Origin of the sequence: Streptomyces sp. NPDC046862 (assembly GCF_040704615.1) — a bacterium.
GTDB lineage: Bacteria > Actinomycetota > Actinomycetes > Streptomycetales > Streptomycetaceae > Streptomyces.
In genome coordinates this window covers 18,453-35,959 of the sequence record NZ_JBEYXP010000020.1, presented here as the reverse complement: position 1 = coordinate 35,959, position 17,507 = coordinate 18,453, and the positions used below count along the sequence as shown (strand labels likewise).

Annotated in this window: 15 protein-coding genes; 10 read left to right on the top strand and 5 right to left on the bottom strand. The window is 70.2% G+C overall.

Going from position 1 to position 17,507, the window contains the following annotated elements; translation table 11 throughout:
* The first annotated feature begins 15 nt into the window (after positions 1 to 15).
* The 4 genes from AB0959_RS22720 to AB0959_RS22705 all read left to right on the top strand — a co-directional run bounded on the left by AB0959_RS22720 (position 16) and on the right by AB0959_RS22705 (position 5,923).
* A complete protein-coding gene (locus AB0959_RS22720) occupies positions 16 to 1,728 on the top strand; it encodes an IlvD/Edd family dehydratase (protein ID WP_366828279.1) in 1,713 nt (570 codons plus the stop codon).
* Entirely contained in the window at positions 1,715 to 4,540 is a 2,826-nt protein-coding gene (locus AB0959_RS22715) for an FAD-binding and (Fe-S)-binding domain-containing protein (protein ID WP_366828278.1), read from the top strand. Before AB0959_RS22720 ends, AB0959_RS22715 begins: the two co-directional genes overlap by 14 nt.
* An 89-nt stretch (positions 4,541 to 4,629) precedes the next feature.
* A complete protein-coding gene (locus tag AB0959_RS22710; RefSeq protein ID WP_366828277.1) occupies positions 4,630 to 5,028 on the top strand; it encodes a nuclear transport factor 2 family protein in 399 nt (132 codons plus the stop codon).
* A gap of 79 nt (positions 5,029 to 5,107) precedes the next feature.
* On the top strand, positions 5,108 to 5,923 hold the full coding sequence (locus AB0959_RS22705) for a nucleotidyltransferase domain-containing protein (protein WP_366828276.1): 816 nt from the start codon (positions 5,108 to 5,110) through the stop codon (positions 5,921 to 5,923).
* A gap of 20 nt (positions 5,924 to 5,943) precedes the next feature.
* Here the strand turns inward: AB0959_RS22705 and AB0959_RS22700 are convergent, their stop codons facing one another.
* The gene (locus AB0959_RS22700) at positions 5,944 to 6,576 is read right to left on the bottom strand and encodes a TetR/AcrR family transcriptional regulator (protein ID WP_366828274.1); all 633 of its coding nucleotides are present in this window, start codon (positions 6,574 to 6,576) and stop codon (positions 5,944 to 5,946) included.
* 175 nt (positions 6,577 to 6,751) lie between these two features.
* Here AB0959_RS22700 and AB0959_RS22695 point away from each other — a divergent pair, with 175 nt between their 5' ends.
* From AB0959_RS22695 to uidA, 4 genes are all read left to right on the top strand, one after another.
* The gene (locus AB0959_RS22695) at positions 6,752 to 8,044 is read left to right on the top strand and encodes a sugar ABC transporter substrate-binding protein (protein ID WP_366828273.1); all 1,293 of its coding nucleotides are present in this window, start codon (positions 6,752 to 6,754) and stop codon (positions 8,042 to 8,044) included.
* Positions 8,041 to 8,994, top strand: a complete 954-nt coding sequence (locus AB0959_RS22690) for a sugar ABC transporter permease (protein WP_366828272.1) — start codon at positions 8,041 to 8,043, stop codon at positions 8,992 to 8,994. Before AB0959_RS22695 ends, AB0959_RS22690 begins: the two co-directional genes overlap by 4 nt.
* 1 nt (position 8,995) lies before the next feature.
* Positions 8,996 to 9,874 carry a carbohydrate ABC transporter permease gene (locus AB0959_RS22685; protein WP_366828271.1) on the top strand — a complete coding sequence of 293 codons (879 nt, stop codon included), beginning with the start codon at positions 8,996 to 8,998 and terminating at the stop codon, positions 9,872 to 9,874.
* 76 nt (positions 9,875 to 9,950) lie between these two features.
* Positions 9,951 to 11,741 (top strand): beta-glucuronidase, encoded by a 1,791-nt coding sequence (gene uidA / locus AB0959_RS22680; RefSeq protein ID WP_366828270.1) that lies wholly within the window; start codon positions 9,951 to 9,953, stop codon positions 11,739 to 11,741.
* Here uidA and AB0959_RS22675 read toward each other — a convergent pair.
* The 4 genes from AB0959_RS22675 to AB0959_RS22660 form a co-directional block, all read right to left on the bottom strand.
* Positions 11,738 to 12,076 carry a twin-arginine translocase TatA/TatE family subunit gene (locus AB0959_RS22675; RefSeq protein WP_366828269.1) on the bottom strand — a complete coding sequence of 113 codons (339 nt, stop codon included), beginning with the start codon at positions 12,074 to 12,076 and terminating at the stop codon, positions 11,738 to 11,740. The two genes, uidA and AB0959_RS22675, sit on opposite strands and share 4 nt — an antisense overlap.
* An 88-nt stretch (positions 12,077 to 12,164) precedes the next feature.
* The gene (locus AB0959_RS22670; protein ID WP_366828268.1) at positions 12,165 to 12,752 is read right to left on the bottom strand and encodes a TerD family protein; all 588 of its coding nucleotides are present in this window, start codon (positions 12,750 to 12,752) and stop codon (positions 12,165 to 12,167) included.
* A gap of 187 nt (positions 12,753 to 12,939) precedes the next feature.
* A complete protein-coding gene (locus AB0959_RS22665; protein WP_366828267.1) occupies positions 12,940 to 13,395 on the bottom strand; it encodes a TerB family tellurite resistance protein in 456 nt (151 codons plus the stop codon).
* Between the two features lie 244 nt (positions 13,396 to 13,639).
* Entirely contained in the window at positions 13,640 to 14,638 is a 999-nt protein-coding gene (locus AB0959_RS22660) for a sporulation protein (RefSeq protein ID WP_366828266.1), read from the bottom strand.
* A gap of 419 nt (positions 14,639 to 15,057) precedes the next feature.
* Between AB0959_RS22660 and AB0959_RS22655 the strand changes: the two genes are divergently transcribed.
* Positions 15,058 to 16,395 (top strand): hemolysin family protein, encoded by a 1,338-nt coding sequence (locus tag AB0959_RS22655; protein WP_366828265.1) that lies wholly within the window; start codon positions 15,058 to 15,060, stop codon positions 16,393 to 16,395.
* Positions 16,392 to 17,414 carry a hemolysin family protein gene (locus AB0959_RS22650; RefSeq protein WP_366828264.1) on the top strand — a complete coding sequence of 341 codons (1,023 nt, stop codon included), beginning with the start codon at positions 16,392 to 16,394 and terminating at the stop codon, positions 17,412 to 17,414. The genes AB0959_RS22655 and AB0959_RS22650 overlap by 4 nt, the downstream gene beginning before the upstream one ends.
* Positions 17,415 to 17,507: the final 93 nt, after the last annotated feature.

Sequence of the window (17,507 nt, the reverse complement as noted above, 5' to 3'; positions counted from 1 at the left end):
GGAAGGGGCTCAAGGGTGACGCTCCGCAGCGCACAGTGGTACGCGGGTCAGGACCGCAACGCCTACATACACCGGGCATGGATGCGGCGCGGTGTGCCGGGCGACGCCTTCACCGGCCGGCCGCAGATCGCCATCGCCAACACCGCCTCCGACCTGACCCCCTGCAACGCGCATCTGAACGAGGTGGCGGCCTCGGTGCGCAACGGTGTGTACGAGGCGGGCGGCATCCCGCTGGACCTGCCCGTGGTGTCGCTGGGCGAGACGAACGTACGGCCCACCGCCATGCTCTGGCGCAACATGGCCGCGATGGCCACGGAGGAGATGCTGCGGGCCAACCCCATCGACGGCGTGGTGCTGCTGGGCGGCTGTGACAAGACGATCCCGTCGCTGCTCATGGCCGCCGCCTCGGTGGACCTGCCCGCGGTCGTCGTGCCCGGTGGTCCGATGCTCAACGGCACCTTCCGAGGCGGCCTGTTGGGCTGTGGCACCGGTGTGTGGCAGCTGTCGGAGGAGGTGCGGGCGGGCACGCTCTCGCAGGAGCAGTTCACCCGGTCGGAGTCGGCGATGATCCGCAGCCGCGGGCATTGCAACACCATGGGTACTGCTTCGACGATGGCGCTGGTGGCGGAGGCGCTGGGCACGGTGATCCCCGGCGTGGCCGGAACGCCCGCTCCCGACAGCCGTCTGCTGGAGGCCGCGCACCACACCGGCCGCCTGGCGGTGGACATGGTGGGCGCCGACCGCCGGCCCGCGACCTTCCTGACCAAGGCGTCCTTCCACAACGCGATCGTCGCGCTGGCCGCGATCGGCGGCTCGACCAACGCCGTCGTCCATCTCCTGGCCATCGCAGGCCGGTTGGGCGTCGACCTGACGCTGGACGACTTCGACCGCATCGGCTCCCGCGTGCCGGTCCTGGTGGACCTCCAGCCGGCCGGCCGCTTCCTCATGGAGGACTTCCACCGCGCCGGCGGCCTGCTCGCCGTGCTGCGCGAGGTGCGCGACCTGCTCGACCCCGACGCGCTGACCGTCACCGGTGAGCCACTGGCGAGCCACCTGGACGACGCGCCGATCTGGGACGGCGAGGTCATCCGCACCCGCGCGGAACCACTGGTCGCCGAGGGCGGGATAGCCGTCCTGCGCGGCAACCTCGCCCCCGCCGGGGCGTTGATCAAACCGGCCGCCGCCTCCCCGCACCTCCTCCAGCACCGGGGCCGGGCCGTGGTCTTCGACAGCATCGAGGACTTCCACGCCCGCGTCGACGACCCCGACCTGGACGTGGACGCCGACTCCGTCCTCGTCCTGCGCGGCTGCGGCCCCAAGGGCTACCCGGGCATGCCCGAGGTGTCCAACATGCCGCTGCCGAAGAAGCTGCTGGAGCAGGGTGTGCGCGACATGGTCCGCGTCTGCGACGGCCGGATGAGCGGTACCGCCTACGGCACCGTCGTCCTGCACGTGGCCCCGGAGGCCGCGGCGGGCGGCCCCCTCTCCCTCGTACGGACCGGGGACGTCATCAGCCTCGACGTGGAGGCCCGCCGTATCGACGTCGACGTACCCGCCGACGAACTCGCGGCCCGCAAGCCCAATCAGGCCACGGTCGACGGCTTCGCCACCCCCCGCCGCGGCTGGGAACGGCTCTACGTCGATCACGTCCTGCAAGCCGACACCGGCGCCGACCTGGACTTCCTCGTCAGCTCCAGCGGCTCCGAGGTGACCCGTGAGTCGCACTGACCGCGCCGGTGGACTCCTCACCGCCGACGCCGCGCTGCTCGCGCGCCTGGAGGCGGTGGCACCGGGCGCGGTCGCCGCCCGCGCCTCGGACCGGCTCTCCTTCGCCCACGACGCCTCGCACTACCTGCTGGTGCCCGACGCCGTGGTCACGCCGAAGGACGCGACCCAGGTCGCCGGACTGCTGCGCGCGAGTGCCGCACACGGGCTGACCCTGACGTTTCGCTCCGGCGGCACCAGCCTCTCCGGCCAGGCCACCAACGACGGAATCCTGGTCGACACCCGCCGTCACTTCCGCGGCGTCGAGATCCTCGACGAGGGCGCCCGTGTACGGGTCCAGCCGGGCGCCACCGTACGGGCGGTCAACACCCGCCTCGCCCGGTACGGCCGCAAACTCGGCCCCGATCCGGCCAGCGAGAGTGCCTGCACGATCGGCGGTGTCGTCGCCAACAACTCCAGCGGCATGGCCTGCGGCACCGAACTCAACACCTACCGCACCCTGGAGTCGGCCGTCCTCGTCCTGCCGAGCGGCACCGTCGTCGACACCGGCGCCACGGACGCGGACGACCGCCTGCGCACGCTCGAACCACGTATCCACGAGGGGCTCGTGCGACTGCGGGACCGGGTGCGCGGCAACCCCGCGTCGGTCGAGACGATCCGCCGCCTGTACGCCATCAAGAACACCATGGGCTACGGCGTGAACTCCTTCGTCGACCACACCCGCCCGGTCGACATCCTGACCCACCTGGTCATCGGCAGCGAGGGCACCCTCGCCTTCGTCGCCGAGGCGACCTTCCGCACCGTTCCCGCCCACCCGCACGCGGCCACCGGACTGCTCCTCTTCCCCGACCTCGCGGCGGCGACCGGCGCCCTGCCCGAGCTCGTGGCAGCGGGGTTCGCGACCGTGGAACTCCTCGACGCCACCAGCCTGCGGGTCGCCCAGCAGGACCCCGGGGCCACTGCCGCACTGCGGGAGCTGGAGGTCCGCGACCACACGGCACTCCTCGTCGAGTACCAGGAGCCGACCGCCGAAGCACTCCGCGTCTGTGTCGCGCGGGCGGCTCCCGTCCTCGGCGCACTGCCCCTGACCGCCCACGGCGCGCTGAGTTCCGAGCCGGACACCCGTGCCGCCCTGTGGCACATCCGCAAGGGCCTCTACGCAGCGGTCGCGGGGGCGCGTCCCTCGGGCACGACGGCCCTGCTGGAGGACATCGCCGTCCCCGTCGAGGCGTTGCTGCCCACCTGCACGGACCTCACCGAGCTGTTCGACCGCCACGGCTACACCGGCAGCGTCATCTTCGGCCACGCCAAGGACGGCAACGTCCACTTCCTGCTCAACGAGGACTTCGACAACCCCCGACTCGTCGAGCGCTACCTGGCGTTCACCGAGGACATGGCCGATCTCGTCCTCGGCCAGGGCGGCACCCTCAAGGCCGAACACGGCACCGGGCGCATCATGGCGCCGTACGTCCGCCGTCAGTACGGCGACGAGCTCCACGACGTGATGCGCGAGGTCAAACACCTGCTCGACCCGCACGGACTGCTCAATCCCGGAGTCCTGCTCACCGAGGACCCGCGCGTCCACATCCGTCACCTCAAGTCGACCCCCACCGTCGAAGAGGAGGTGGACCGCTGTGTGGAGTGCGGCTACTGCGAACCGGTCTGTCCCAGCCAGGACCTGACCACCACGCCCCGCCGCCGGATCGTGCTGCGCCGCGAGATCGCCCGCGCCCGGGCGGCCGGCGACACCGGCCTGCTCGACCGGCTGGAGCGCGAGTACCAGTACGACGCCGTCGACACCTGCGCGGTCGACGGCATGTGCCGGACGGCCTGCCCCGTACTCATCGACACCGGCGACCTCACCCGGCGGCTGCGCGCCGGACGACGAGGCCGGACCGAACAGAAGGCGTGGGCCTCGGCCGCCCGGCGCTGGGACGGTTTCACGAGAGCGGCGTCCGGTGCGCTCACCCTCGCCCGGACCACCCCCGGCGCCCTGCCCTCCGCGGCCACGGCCGCCGGGAGGGCGCTGCTCGGCCCGGACGTGGTGCCCGCCTGGTCCCCGGAACTTCCGCGCGGCGGGGCCCGACGCCGGCCCCGCGCGGCCCGGACACCACGGGCGGTCTACTTCCCCTCCTGCGTGTCGACCGTGTTCGGGCCCGCCGACCCGGACGCGGGCCCCGGAGTCCGCGACGCCTTCCTGGCACTGTGCGAACGGGCCGGAGTCGAGGTCCGGGTGCCGGAGAGGATCGCCGCCCTCTGCTGCGGCACACCGTGGAAGTCCAAGGGACTCACCGCCGGCCACGCGGTCATGCGCGAGCGGGTCGTTCCCGTGCTCCGGTCGGCGACCGAGGACGGGGCGCTGCCGGTCGTGGTCGACGCGGCGTCCTGTACCGAGGGCCTGGCGCGCATGATGGGTGAGGAGGACATCCGGGTGGTGGACGCGGTGGCGTTCGTCGACTCGACGGTCCTGCCACGGCTGCCCGCCGCCCGGCGCATTCCCTCGCTCGTGGTGCACCCCACCTGCTCCTCCACCCAACTCGGCCTCAACACGGCGCTTCTGCGGGTGGCCGCGGCGATCGCCGAGGACGTCGTACAGCCGGAGGACTGGAGCTGCTGCGCCTTCGCCGGCGACCGCGGGCTGCTGCACCCCGAGCTGACGGCCTCCGCCACCGCGGCCGAGTCCCGCGCCGTCCTTGCCCACCCGGCCACGGCCCACGCCTCGGTCAACCGCACCTGCGAACTCGGTATGACCCGCGCCACCGGTCATCCCTACCGGCACCTCCTCGAACTCCTCGACGAGGCGACCCGGCCCTGACCGCCTGCGCCGCGTACCGTGCATCTCGCCCGGGCCACCTTCCCACCGAGCCGAAGACGCGCTCTGGGACAGCGTGTTACTGTCGCGCGATGTCCAAGAGCGAGATCGACTTGGTGACCGCCGAGTTCTTCGGCGCCTTCGACAACCGGGGCGGCCGGACCGCCGATGTGGCACGTATCAAGAGGCTGGTTCTTCCCACGGGCGTGATCGTCAAGACCGGCCCGGAGTTCACGGTCTACACCGTGGACGAGTTCATCGAGCCTCGCCGGCGGCTGCTGGCCGACGGCCGGCTGGTCGAGTTCTCCGAGTGGGAGACCTCCGAACGAACCGAGATCGCGGGAGACATCGCGTCACGGTTCGCCGAGTACCGCAAGTCCGGGACCCTGGACGGTGAACCGTTCGAGGGCGGCGGAACCAAGACCCTGCAGTTCGTCCGCACCACGGAGGGCTGGCGCATCGCAGCGGTCTCCTGGTACGACGAGCCCTGACCGCGTACAGCGAGCTCTGACCGCCGTGGCGCTGGAAATCCGGTCGCGGCAGCTGCGGGAGTTCTGCAGACTCGGGGCCGTGGATCGGGTTACGGAGATCGCGGACAGGTTGACCGAGGTCAGCGGCATCGTCGGGGTGTGCCTGGGCGGAAGCCGGGCGAGAGGCCGGCACCACCCCGACTCCGATGTCGACCTGGGCCTGTACTACCGGCCACCGCTGGACACGGCTGCTCTGCGCCTCCTCGCCTCCGAGCTGACGGGCGGGCCGGTCGAGGTGACGGAGCCGGGTGGCTGGGGGCCGTGGGTCGACGGCGGTGCGTGGCTGACCGTGGACGGCCACCGCGTCGACTGGATCTACCGTGATCTGGACCGGGTGCACAGGATCTGGCAGCAGTGCCGGAAGGGGCACTTCGAGATCGGCGTTCAGGCTGGTCACCCTCTGGGGGTGTACTCCCACGCGTACGTCGGTGAGCTGGCTCTCGGGCGCGTTCTCACCGACCCCGGGGACGAGTTGCACGCCCTGCGGCAGGAGACCCGCCACTATCCGGAGCCCCTGCGCGAGACACTGATCGCCAACGCGCGGTGGGAGGCTCCCTTCATCCTGGCCGCCGCCCGCAAGGGTGCGGCTCGCGGCGACACCTTCTATGTCGCCGGCTGCCTCTTCCGCGCGGTCGGGCTTCTCGTTCAGGCCCTGCACGCTCACGCCGGGCGCTGGGTGGTGAACGAGAAGGGCGCGGTCCAGGGGGCGGGCGAACTCCCGGCCGCGCCCGAGAATTTCACCGAGCGGGCCCACCAGCTGTTCGCCACCCCCGGAACGACCCCGGACACACTCGGCGCCGCGCTCGACGCCGCCGACGGGCTGACCGCCGAGGTGTGCGGACAGCTCGCGTCCTGAGGGACCAACTACGGGTACCGCTACTGCTGCAGACTGCCGATGGCGGGATCGCCCAGCAGATCCTCCAACCCGGCCGATACCCCGGCCACGAGATCACGCCGCGGGTCGATGAGCCACTGGAGCTGGAGCCCGTCCCACAGCGCGACAAGGGCCGCCGCGATCAGCTCGGGATGCCTCCCGTTCGAGATGCGACCCTCGTCCTGGTCCCTGCGTACCGCGGTCGTGAGACCGCTGACGACCCGCTCGTACCTGTCACGGAACCACTCGTGCGCCGGATGATCGGGAGTCGAGGCCTCCGCGGCCATCAGGGCGAGGAGCCGCAGCATCTCCTGTCGTTCCAGATTGCGGCGGACGTACCGCAGCACCGCGTAGGCCACCCCCTTGTCCCGGCTGTCCGCCTCGAAGGTGTCGGTGTTCGCGGAATCGGCGTTCTCGAGGACGGCCACAAGGAGCGCGTCCTTGCTGGGAAAGTGGTGCACGACGGCGGTCAGGCTGAGGTCGAGCTGCTTGGCGATCTCCCTCAGGGACCCTCCGCGGTAGCCGCGCGCCGCGAACACGGCGGTCGCCGAGGCGACGATCTCGGCCCTGCGCTGTGCGCTCTTGGCGTAGGGGCCTCGGCGAGTGGCCGGCCGTGCCGTCGTCTTCTCGGTCATGTCCCCCAGCCTAAGTGGGCGGTACGCAACAGCGTCCGGCCATCCGCTCGTCATCACTGACCCCGATGAAAGTATGGCACCTGTTCTGTTTTCAGAGTACGGTCTCGCTCATCCACACCGCGACGTGCGGTAGAGCCGCTCGCGCGTCCACTCGGTGGAGAGGAGACGGACAACCATGTTCACCTCGCATTCTTCGAGAGCGCTCGTCGGCGGTCTGACCGCCGCACTGCTCCTGGCCGGTTGCGGCCGGTCCGATACACAAGGAGGCGGGGGCGCCAAGGGCGCTCCCGTCGACACCTCACCGGCCAAGGGCACCATCAACGTCTGGGCCATGGGCACCGAGGGTGAGCGCCTGCCCGAGCTGGCCGCGCGCTTCAGGAAGGCCAACCCGGACGCGAAGGTGAAGGTCACAGCCATTCCGTGGCAGGACTACGCCAAGAAGGTCGAAACGGCGATCGCTTCCAAGGACACGCCGGACGCCACCCTCGTCGGAGCCGCCGACCTGACGAACTTCGCCTCGACGGGCGGACTCGAGCAGGTGCCGGCCGACCTCGTCGACACCTCGTCCTTCTACCAGGGCGCCGCCCGGAGCACCATCTACGACGGAGGCACGTACGGCGTCCCCTGGTATGTGGAGACACGCTCCCTCTTCTACCGCAAGGACCTGGCAGAGGCTGCCGGGGTCTCCGCGCCGAGGACCTGGAAGGAGTACCAGCCGTTCCTCAAGGCCCTCCAGAGGCAGGGCGCGAAGTGGGGCCTGTCGCTGCCCACCGGTGTGGCGGCGAGCTGGCAGGGCGTCCTGCCCTTCATGTGGCAGGCCGGCGCGGACCTCATGAACAAGAACGGCACCGAATTCACCTTCGACACACCCGAGGCGCTCAAGGGACTGGAGTTCTACCAGTCGTTCTTCACCTCGAAGTTCTCGACCCGCAACGGGCCGGTGGCCCTCGGGGAGATCGAACCGCAGTTCGTCGCCGGTTCCACCGCCGCACTCGTCTCGGGCCCCTGGGAGACGGCACTGCTGAAGGAGGCGGGCGGAGGGGACTTCGTCAAGGACAAGGTGGGGATCGCCCCGCTCCCGAAGGGCCCGAAGTCCAACGCCGGCTACATCGGGGGTGGGCACTGGGCGGTGTTCAAGGGCGCGAAGAACCGGGACGGTGCCTGGAAGTTCATCCGGTGGCTGGCCCGGCCCGACGTCCAGCAGGACTGGTACGAGCTGTCCGGAGATCTTCCCGCCGTGCAGTCGGCCTGGGGTGAGGGGAAGCTCAAGTCGGATCCGCTGCTGTCCGTCTTCGAGTCCCAGTTGGAGACCGCCCTGCCCGGCCCGAACGTCACCACGTGGAAGCAGATCACCGCGGTCCTCGATGCCGAGATCGAGAAGGTGGCCAAGGGTGTCTCGTCCCCGAAGGCGGCTCTGGAGCGGGTCCAGGCGAAGGCGTCCACGATCGGCACGGGTCAGCCCCGATGACCACGACCACCTCCGTGGAACCCGTACGCGAGAGGTCTTCCACCAGGCAGAGGAGTCAGCGGTCGAAGGGCGGTGCCGGACGCCTCCGGCGCACGCTGATCGCCTGGGGCTTCTGCTCGCCCTTCGTCCTGCTGTTCGCCACGTTCGGCATCTGGCCGGTCTTCTCGTCGCTGTCGATGAGCGTCACCGACATCACCAGCAAGGACGTGGCGACGCCCTTCAGCGTCAACTTCGTCGGCCTGGAGAACTACACCCGCCTGTTCTCCGATCCCACGTTCGTCCGCGCTGCTCTGAACACGCTCTATTTCGTCGCTGTGGGCATCCCGCTGACCATGGTGCTCTCTCTCGCCGTCGCCGTCGCACTCAACTCCGGGATCCAGCGTGCGAAGGGCTTCTTCCGGGTCGCCTACTTCGCTCCGGTCGTGACGAGCATCGTGGCGATAGCGGTCGTGTGGCGGTACCTCTACAAGCCTGACGGGATGATCAACTCGGTCCTGTCCGTCGTAGGAATCTCGGGGCCGGACTGGCTGAACGATCCGAACTGGTCCATGCCCGCCCTCATCCTGATGGCGGTCTGGCGGCACTTCGGCATCCCCATGGTGATCTTCCTGGCGGGGCTGCAGTCGATTCCTCCCGAACTGCACGAGGCGGCCGTGGTGGACGGCGCGTCCCGCTGGCGCGTCTTCCGCAGCGTGACCCTGCCGCTGCTCCGGCCCACCACGCTGGTCGTCGCCGTGCTGCTCAGCATCAGCTACCTCCAGTTCTTCGAGGAACCGTTCGTCATGACGAGCGGCGGCCCCTTGGACAGCACGACGTCGATCAGCTACTACGCCTACGAGCAGTTCGGCTTCGGGAACTACGGAACGGCCTCGGCCGCGTCCTATGTGCTGGTCGCCGCGATCGCGCTGCTGAGCCTTCTGCAGTTCCGCATCTTCCGAGCGAAGGCCTGACATGACCGCCGCCACCACCACGACGACAGGACCGGCCCTCCGGGAGCGGCGACCGTCCAGGCGCGTCCCACCGGCTCGTATCGCGCTCTACTGCGCCCTCGTACTGGGTCTCCTCGCGACGCTGGCGCCGTTCGCCTGGATGTTCCTCGGCTCGGTGAAACCGACGGGTGAGATCGTCGCCCATCCGAGCTCCTGGATCCCCCGGTCCCCGACCATCGCCAACTTCGAACAACTGCTGTCGAGGCAGAACTTCGGGCTCTACTTCCTGAACAGCACACTCGTCGCGACGGCCTGTGTTCTGGGAAATCTGCTGTTCTGCTCGATGGCCGGATACGCCTTCGCGAAGATGGAGTTCGCGGGGAAGCGTCTGCTGTTCGCCCTCGTCCTCACCATGCTGATCATCCCCGGAGTCACGACCTTCGTCCCGCTGTTCGTGCTCGTCAGCAACATGGGCCTGGGCAACTCCTACCTCGGGCTCATCCTGCCCTTCCTCGTGACACCGTTCGGCGTGTTCATCATGCGGCAGTTCGTCCGGGACATCCCGGACGCCCTCGTGGAGGCGGCGCGCCTCGACGGCGCGGGCGAGTCCCGGATCTTCCTCAGGGTGGTCCTTCCCCTGACACGGCCCGCGCTGGCGACACTGGCGATCCTCACCTTCCTCGCGCAGTGGAACAACTTCCTCTGGCCGCTCGTCATCGCGCAGACCGAGGACCACTACACGCTGCCCGTCGCCCTCGCCCTCTTCTCCGTGGGAGCCAACGGCACCAACTACGGCCTGCTGCTGGCCGGAGCGGTCACGGTCGTCACACCGATCATCCTGCTCTTCCTCGTCCTGCAACGGCACTTCATCCAGGGCATCGCCAACACCGGCATCAAATAGCGCCCTTTCGACCGCCGCACACCTGCCTTCTCGACCGCCGCGCCGCCACGCGCACACCGAACAGGAGAACCAACCCATGCTTCGTCCGCAGGACGGTCCCACTCGTGAACGCCGCTCCCTGGCCGGCCTGTGGAGCTTCCGCCTGGACGCGGAAGGGGCCGGCCGTGCCGCCGGCTGGTGGCGCTCACCGCTCGCGGGCGCCGTGGACATCCCGGTGCCGGCCAGCTACAACGACATCTTCCCCGACACGACCGTCCGTGACCACGTCGGCGACGTCTGGTACCAGACGCATGTGTGGGTTCCCGCCCGGTGGGCCGGGGAACGGACGGTACTCCGCTTCGACGCCGCCACGCATCGCGCCACCGCCTGGGTCAACGATGTGGAGGTCGCCCGGCACGAAGGCGGTTACACCCCCTTCGAGGCCGACGTGACAAGGCACCTGCGGCCCGGTGCCGAGAACCGCGTCACCGTCGTGGTCAACAACGAACTGACCTGGGAGTCGATACCGCCCGGCCGCGTGGAGGAACGCGCGGACGGCCGCCGGGTACAGCACTACTTCCACGACTTCTTCAACTACGCGGGCCTGCACCGGCCCGTCTGGCTGTACACCACGCCCCTCGTCCATATCAGCGACATCACCGTGACAACGAGCCTCGAGGACACGACCGGCCTCGTGGACTACCGCGTGGACAGCACCGTGCAGGCCGAAGAGCACGTGGTGCGTGTGTCGCTGCGCGATGCCTCCGGAGTCGAGGTCCATGCCGCCACAGGGGCGGCGGGGACCCTCAGGATCCCGGACGTGCACCCCTGGGCACCCGGCGACGGCTACCTCTACGAACTCGAGGCCACGCTCTGGAGCAGCGCCGGCGACCTCGTCGACAGTTACCGGCAGTCCGTGGGCGTGCGCACCGTGGAGGTACGGGGCAAGGAGTTCCTGATCAACGGGACCCCGTTCTACTTCAAGGGATTCGGCAAACACGAGGATGCCGCCGTGCGCGGCAGGGGGCACGACGACATCCTGATGGTGCACGACTTCGCCCTGCTGGAGTGGACCGGCGCGAACTCGTTCCGCACCTCGCACTACCCCTACGCCGAGGAGGTGCTCGACTACGCGGACCGGCAGGGGGTGGTGGTCATCGACGAGACCGCGGCCGTCGGCCTGAACCTGAACATCGCGGGAGGCGTTTTCGGCTCCGGCCGGAAGGTGTCCACGTTCTCACCCGACACGGTGGGGGAGAGCACCCACCGCACGCACCTGCAGGCGATCAGGGAGCTGGTGGCCCGCGACAAGAACCATCCGAGTGTCGTGCTGTGGTCCATCGCCAACGAGCCGGACAATGTCCAACCGGAGGCGCGCGACTATTTCGCACCGCTGGCGGCCGAGGCACGCCGGCTGGATCCCACACGGCCGGTCGCCTACGTCAACGCGCTCATGGGGAAACCGGAGCAGTGCGTGGTCACCGACCTGTTCGACGTCGTGCTCCTCAACCGTTACTACGGCTGGTACTTCGGCCCCAACGACCTGGCGGCGGCCGAGACGGAGCTGGAGGCGGAACTGCGGCAGTGGGCCGCGCACGACAAGCCCATCGTCATCACCGAGTACGGAGCGGACACCTACCCAGGACTGCACAGCGTCGTGCCCAGCCCCTGGACCGAGGAGTACCAGACCGAACTGCTCGACGTGTACCACCGCGTGTTCGACCGCGTCGACGCGGTCGTCGGCGAGCAGATCTGGAACTTCTCCGACTTCGCCACGGCGCCCGGTGTCTTCCGTGTCGATGGCAACAAGAAGGGAGTGTTCACCCGCGAACGTCGGCCGAAGGGCGCGGCATTCAGCCTGCGCGCCCGCTGGCGGAAGGCCGGCTAGGGCCGGTTTCCGTCGCCCGTCGGTCCGGCCGGTCCCGTCGGTCCGGCCGGTCCCGTCGGTCCGGCCGGTCCCGCCGTGCGGCCGGGCTGTTCGGCTTCGCGTGCGGTCGGCCGGGCCGTGCCCGGGGCCTGGTTGCCGCCCGGAGTGACGATCTCGCCCTGGACGACGTGCGGAGCCGCGCCGGACTTGTCCTCCTCGTCCTTCATGGCGCGGGCCTCGGCCTTGAGAATGCGGGCCGACTTGCCTGCTGAACGGGCGAGGTCGGGAAGCTTCTTGGCGGCGAGGACGGCTATGACGACGATGAGGATGACGGCGAGTTCGCTCAGTCCGAACATGCGAGTCCTGTCTTGTGTTGTCCCGGCCGGGCGGGGCCGAGTGTATCGGGGAGGAGCGGGACGGCGGTGTCGCCGTCCCGGCCCGTGATCACAGGTGCGGTGCGATGGAGGGCAGCAGGTCCTGGAAGGTGCGGCCGGTGGCGGGTTCGCCGATCGCCTTCATCTGCCAGCCGCTGCCGGAGCGCTGGACCTTGGCCATGATCTGGGCCGTGTGGTCGCCGCCCCCGGTGAGGGTGTAGCGGGCCAGTTCGGTTCCCGTGGTCTCGTCGACCAGGCGGCAGAAGGCGTTCTGCACTTCGGTGAACGTCTGGCCGGTGAAGGAGTTGACCGTGAAGACGATCTGATCGATGTGGGAGGGAACGCGGGCCAGGTCGACGAGGATGGTCTCGTCGTCGCCTCCGGCGCCGGCCCCACCGGTGAGGTTGTCGCCGGTGTGCCGGACGGATCCGTCGTCGCTGGTGAGGTGACGGAAGAACACGACGTCCGTGGGTTGCCCGGCGGCGAAGAGCACGGCCGAGGCGTCCAGGTCGATGTCGTTGCCGGATCCGGTGAGCTTGGCGAGGAAGCCCTTGCGCGGCGCTGCCTGCCAGCCCAGGCCCATGCGGACGGAGGTCAGGGCACTGCCGTCGTCCTTGCTCAGGCTGATCTGCTGGCCCTTGGCCATGTTGACCGACATGGGGAGCGGTTCTCCTTCGTGTTGGTGTCGCTGTCGCTGTCGCTGTCGCTGTCGCTGTCGCTGTCGCTGTCGCGGGGGCGAGGGCGGGGGCGGATCCTCACTGATGCCGCGGCCCCGGGCCGCCCGGGTGAGGCGGCATGCCGGGCCCCTCGCCGCAGCGGCCCGGCACGAGCGCTGTGGGCGGTGATCAGAGGTCGAACTCGTGCGGCGGCAGGTCGAGGGCGAAGCAGGCCTCGCGGACGACGGCCCGCTCGGTCTTGTCGAAGTCGCCGTCGGCGCCGCCGATGACGATGCCGATCTGGATGACGGCGCGGGCCTCGGCGGGCTTCTTCCTCGCCTTGGCGATCTCCTGCAGGACGCTGACCTTGCCGAAGTCGAAGTCGGCGGTGAGCTTGTCGAGGTTGTCCTCGAAACGGCGCCGCAGGTCCAGGGCGTCGAAGTTCTGCAGCACTTCGTTGCCGGCGATGAGCTGGGCCACCCGCTGTCGTTCGGAGGGGTCGATGGTGCCGTCGGCGGCGGCGACGAGCGCGCACATCGCCATGCTCGCGTCGCGGAACGCTCCGCTCTTGAGGTCGTTCTTCTTCGCCGTCAGCTGGGTCTGCATCGTCGATGCGGACTCCTTGATGCGGTCCCACAGGGCCATGAGAACTCCATGCGTCGATCGAAGGCCCGGCCACCCCTGCGGCGGTCCGATGCCTCATCAAGTTCTACATCAATGTAGAAATGAATGTCTCGGCGGGTGGGTCGCTGCTGGGTGCCGGCGGCTGTGCGGGGTCGGGTCGCGGACGGCCCCTGGGGGCCCGGCCGTCCGAGCGGGCCGGAGGCGGATCGCTTCTTGCGCGGTCGGCAGCCGACCGGCCTCACCGGCTCGCCCGGACGTTGCCATCTCAGCCCTCTTCCTCTTCCTCTTCCTCGCCCTCGAAGAAGTCACCGACCTCGTCGACGACTTCGGCCGCGACCATGCCGCCGACGACACCGACCGCGAGCCCGGCCGCACCTGCCGCGACGGCCGTACCCATGCCGGGGCCGGAGCGGTGGCCGTCGTGGTGGTGCTCGTCGTGAGCGCGGCCGTGGTGGCCCTCGTGTCCGTACGCGGCGTGCGAGCCGTACGCCGAACGGTGCTCGACGAGCTGGCGGATCCAGCCGTCGACCAGGGTGTTCCAGTCCTGGTGCTCGATCTGGTCGTGCGAGACCGTGAAGCGGGTGAGCGCGTCGTGGCCGGAGGAGAACAGGCCGCCGCGCTTGTCGGCCTCCAGGACGACCTCCATGCCGCCCGGCGTGGCGAGGAAGGTCAACTCGATCTCGTTGACCTGGTGGGCGTGCTGGGGTGCCGGAGTGAGCTCGATCTCCTGGTAGAAGGGCAGTTGCTGACCAGTGCCGCCGATGCGGCCGTACTCCAGGTCGGCCGACCTGAAGCCGAAGCCGAGCCGGCCGAGAGCCTCCAGGATCGCCTCCTGGACGGGCAGTGGGGCCACGGTCAGCTGGTCGAGGTCGCCCTTGTCCTTCGCGCCGGCCACCGCCAGCTCGGTGCGCACGCCGAGCGCGATGCCCAGCGGCTGGCCGTACAACTCGGTGATCGGGGTCTCCCAGGGCAGCGTCACGGTGAAGGGCACGCTGCGCTGCTCGCCGGCCGCCAGCCGGAAGCCGCCCCCCGCGGTGAACCGGTCGAAGGCGACGGCGCCCTCGCTCTCGCCCTCGTCGTGCTCGGCCTCGACCCGTGCCACCAGCTCCAGCGTGATGTGCTCGATGTCGAAGTCGGAGTCGCCGCCCTTGAGATGGACCTGGCCGGTCAGGCTGCCGCCTGGGCGGGCCGCGCCCGGATCGAGGACCGTGTCGACCGTGGGGCCGCCCACGCCGAGCGAGCCGAGCAGTCGTTTGAACACCATTGCGGCGTCCACTCCTTTACGTGCGTGTGTCGTCTGCGTGCGTCCGTCTTGTCGTGCCGCGCAGCGGTCCCGGAGGGGGTCACGGCGCGCGGGAACAACCGGGATCGCCCGGCCGTTCTCTACAAACGAGTAGAAGCATAGGGGTGATGAGCCCGTTGACGCGGGAGTCCCGGCCGTCCGCCCGGGAAAGTCCGAAAACTGCCGCAACGCATGGGCTGCCATGGGCTTGACCGGGATGCTTTACTCTCCCTTTACCGTGAGAGGGGGGTGTCGACGCCCTCCCACCACCATGGGTCCACCCGACCCGCCGAACTGAGAAGGAGTCACGGTCCCGCCATGGGTGAACCTCCCAGTACCAGCCGTGCCATGCCCGGTCCACAGCCTGCGCCGCCCGCGTGTGAGGGAGCGGGGGTGGCCCGGTGACCGAGGTCCTGCTGCTCCTGGCGGCCCTGCTCCTCACGCTGGCCTGCGCCGTGTTCGTCGCCGCCGAGTTCTCCCTGACCACCGTCGAGCGCGGCGAGCTGGAGCGTGCCGCCGAGGCCGGTGAGCGCGGTGCCGAGGGGGCGCTGAAGGCCGTACGCCGTCTGACGTTCCAGCTGTCGGGCGCTCAGCTCGGCATCACCGTCACGTCGTTGGTGATCGGCATGCTCGCCGAGCCGTCGCTCGCGACGCTGCTGCGCGGCCCGTTGGAAGGGGCCGGCCTGGGCGGTGCCGCCTCGTCGGTGGCGACCGTGCTGGGGGTGGCCGCCTCCACGGTCGTGCTGATGGTGGTCGGTGAGCTGGTGCCGAAGAACTGGGCGATCTCGCGGCCGCTGGCCGTGGCCAAGGTGGTCGCGGCGCCGCAGCGTGGCTTCACGGCCGCGTTCGGACCGTTCATCCAGCACCTCAACAACACCGCGAACCGGTGCCTGCGCCGCTTCGGCCTGGAACCGGCCGAGGAGTTGGCCTCCGCCCGCGCGCCCGAGGAACTCGTCGCGCTGGCCCAGCACTCGGCCGCCGAGGGCGCGCTGGAGGCGGACTCCGCCGAACTGTTCGTGCGCACCCTGCACCTGAGCGAGCTCACGGCCGAGAACGTGATGACGCCGAGGGTCGACGTCCGGGCGCTGGAGGCCCACGCGACGGCGGCCGACGCGGCGAACCTGACGTACGCCACCGGCCTGTCCCGCTTCCCCGTCTACCGCGACAGCCTCGACGAGGTCGTCGGCACCGTCCACATTCGCGACGTGCTCGCCCTGGAGCCGGAGAAGCGGCAGCTCACACCCGTGACCGAGCTGGCCACGGAGCCGCTGCTGGTCCCGGACAGCCTGACCGCGGACCGGCTGCTGGAGCGGCTGCGGGCGATGCGCACCATGGCCGTCGTCATCGACGAGTACGGCGGCACGGCAGGTGTCGCCACCGTGGAGGACATCGTCGAGGAGGTCGTCGGCGAGGTGCGCGACGAGCACGACCCCGTCGAGGCCCCCGACCTGCTGCCCGCGCCGAGAGCGGGGGACGGGCGTGCCGCGTGGGAGGCGGACGGCTCCGTCCGTATCGACCGGCTCACCGAGATAGGTCTGACGGCGCCGGAGGGCCCGTACGAGACCGTGGCCGGACTGGTCGCCACCCGCCTGGCGCGCATCCCGGCCAAGGGCGACGCGCTCGACGTCGACGGCTGGCGGCTCGACGTGCTCGACGTCGACCACCACCGCGCCGACCGCGTCCTGATCACCGAACCCGCGGCCGTGGCGATCGAGGAGCAGCCGGAGGTGGCCCGATGACGGTTCTGCAGCTGGCCATCGGTGCCCTGACGCTACTGACCAACGCGTTCTTCGTGGGCGGTGAGTTCGCCCTGATCTCCGTGCGGCGCAGCCAGATCGAGCCGCGCGCGAAGGAGGGCGACAAGCGGGCCCGGATGACGCTGTGGGGCCTGGAGCACCTCTCGGCGCTCATGGCCACCGCGCAACTCGGCATCACCGTCTCCTCGCTGGTCCTCGGGGCGGTCGCCGAACCGGCCATCGCGCACCTGCTGGAGCCCGCCTTCGAGGCGGCCCGCATCCCGGACGCCCTGGTGCACCCGATCGCGTTCGTCATCGCGCTCACCGTGGCGACGTACCTGCACATGCTGATCGGCGAGATGATCCCGAAGAACATCGCCCTCGCCGCACCCGTGCCCACCGCGCTGCTGCTCGGCCCGCCCCTGGTCGCCCTCACCCAGGCCCTCCGGCCGGTCGTGTTCGGCATCAACGCCTTCGCCAACGCCCTGCTGAGGCTGCTCAAGGTGGAGCCGAAGGACGAGGTCGAGGCGGTCTTCACCGACGACCAGCTGGCACGGATGGTCGTCGACTCCAGCGAGGCCGGCTTGCTGTCGCCCGCCGACGGCGAACGGCTGCGCGACGCGCTGGAACTGGGCACGCGCCCGGTCGGCGAGATCCTCGTCCCGGTCTACAGGATGCGCACCGTCGGTCACGAGGTCACCCCGGCCGAGCTGGAGCGGACGGCGGCCGAGGCGGGCTACTCCCGCTTCCCGGTCACCGGCCCCGACGCCACCCTGCTGGGCTACCTGCACATCAAGGACACTCTCGGCGTCGCCGAACGCGACCGGCCCTTCCCGCAAGGCGCGTTCCACCCGGTCACCCGGGTCCGCATCGACACCCCGCTGGACGACACCCTCACCGCGCTGCGCGCCGGCGGCAGCCACCTCGCCGCGGTCACCGGCGAGACCGGGGCGGTCATCGGCTTCGTCACGATGGAGGACGTTCTGACCGAACTCGTCGGCCCGGCACCCGCCGCCGCGTGAGCGCCCCGGCTGCCCCGCGCCCACCGGCGCGGGGGACGGCCGGGACGGCGCGGGACTGCTGATACGCGCGGTCGCACACCCTGCGGGATTGTG

Bases quoted from the DNA above. Each gene is read 5' to 3' on its own strand.
- AB0959_RS22710 (WP_366828277.1), top strand. From the start codon at position 4,630: ATGTCCAAGAGCGAGATCGACTTGGTGACCGCCGAGTTCTTCGGCGCC.
- AB0959_RS22700 (WP_366828274.1), bottom strand. From the start codon at position 6,576: ATGACCGAGAAGACGACGGCACGGCCGGCCACTCGCCGAGGCCCCTAC.
- AB0959_RS22695 (WP_366828273.1), top strand. From the start codon at position 6,752: ATGTTCACCTCGCATTCTTCGAGAGCGCTCGTCGGCGGTCTGACCGCC.
- AB0959_RS22690 (WP_366828272.1), top strand. From the start codon at position 8,041: ATGACCACGACCACCTCCGTGGAACCCGTACGCGAGAGGTCTTCCACC.
- AB0959_RS22685 (WP_366828271.1), top strand. From the start codon at position 8,996: ATGACCGCCGCCACCACCACGACGACAGGACCGGCCCTCCGGGAGCGG.
- uidA (WP_366828270.1), top strand. From the start codon at position 9,951: ATGCTTCGTCCGCAGGACGGTCCCACTCGTGAACGCCGCTCCCTGGCC.
- AB0959_RS22675 (WP_366828269.1), bottom strand. From the start codon at position 12,076: ATGTTCGGACTGAGCGAACTCGCCGTCATCCTCATCGTCGTCATAGCC.
- AB0959_RS22670 (WP_366828268.1), bottom strand. From the start codon at position 12,752: ATGTCGGTCAACATGGCCAAGGGCCAGCAGATCAGCCTGAGCAAGGAC.
- AB0959_RS22665 (WP_366828267.1), bottom strand. From the start codon at position 13,395: ATGGCCCTGTGGGACCGCATCAAGGAGTCCGCATCGACGATGCAGACC.
- AB0959_RS22660 (WP_366828266.1), bottom strand. From the start codon at position 14,638: ATGGTGTTCAAACGACTGCTCGGCTCGCTCGGCGTGGGCGGCCCCACG.
- AB0959_RS22650 (WP_366828264.1), top strand. From the start codon at position 16,392: ATGACGGTTCTGCAGCTGGCCATCGGTGCCCTGACGCTACTGACCAAC.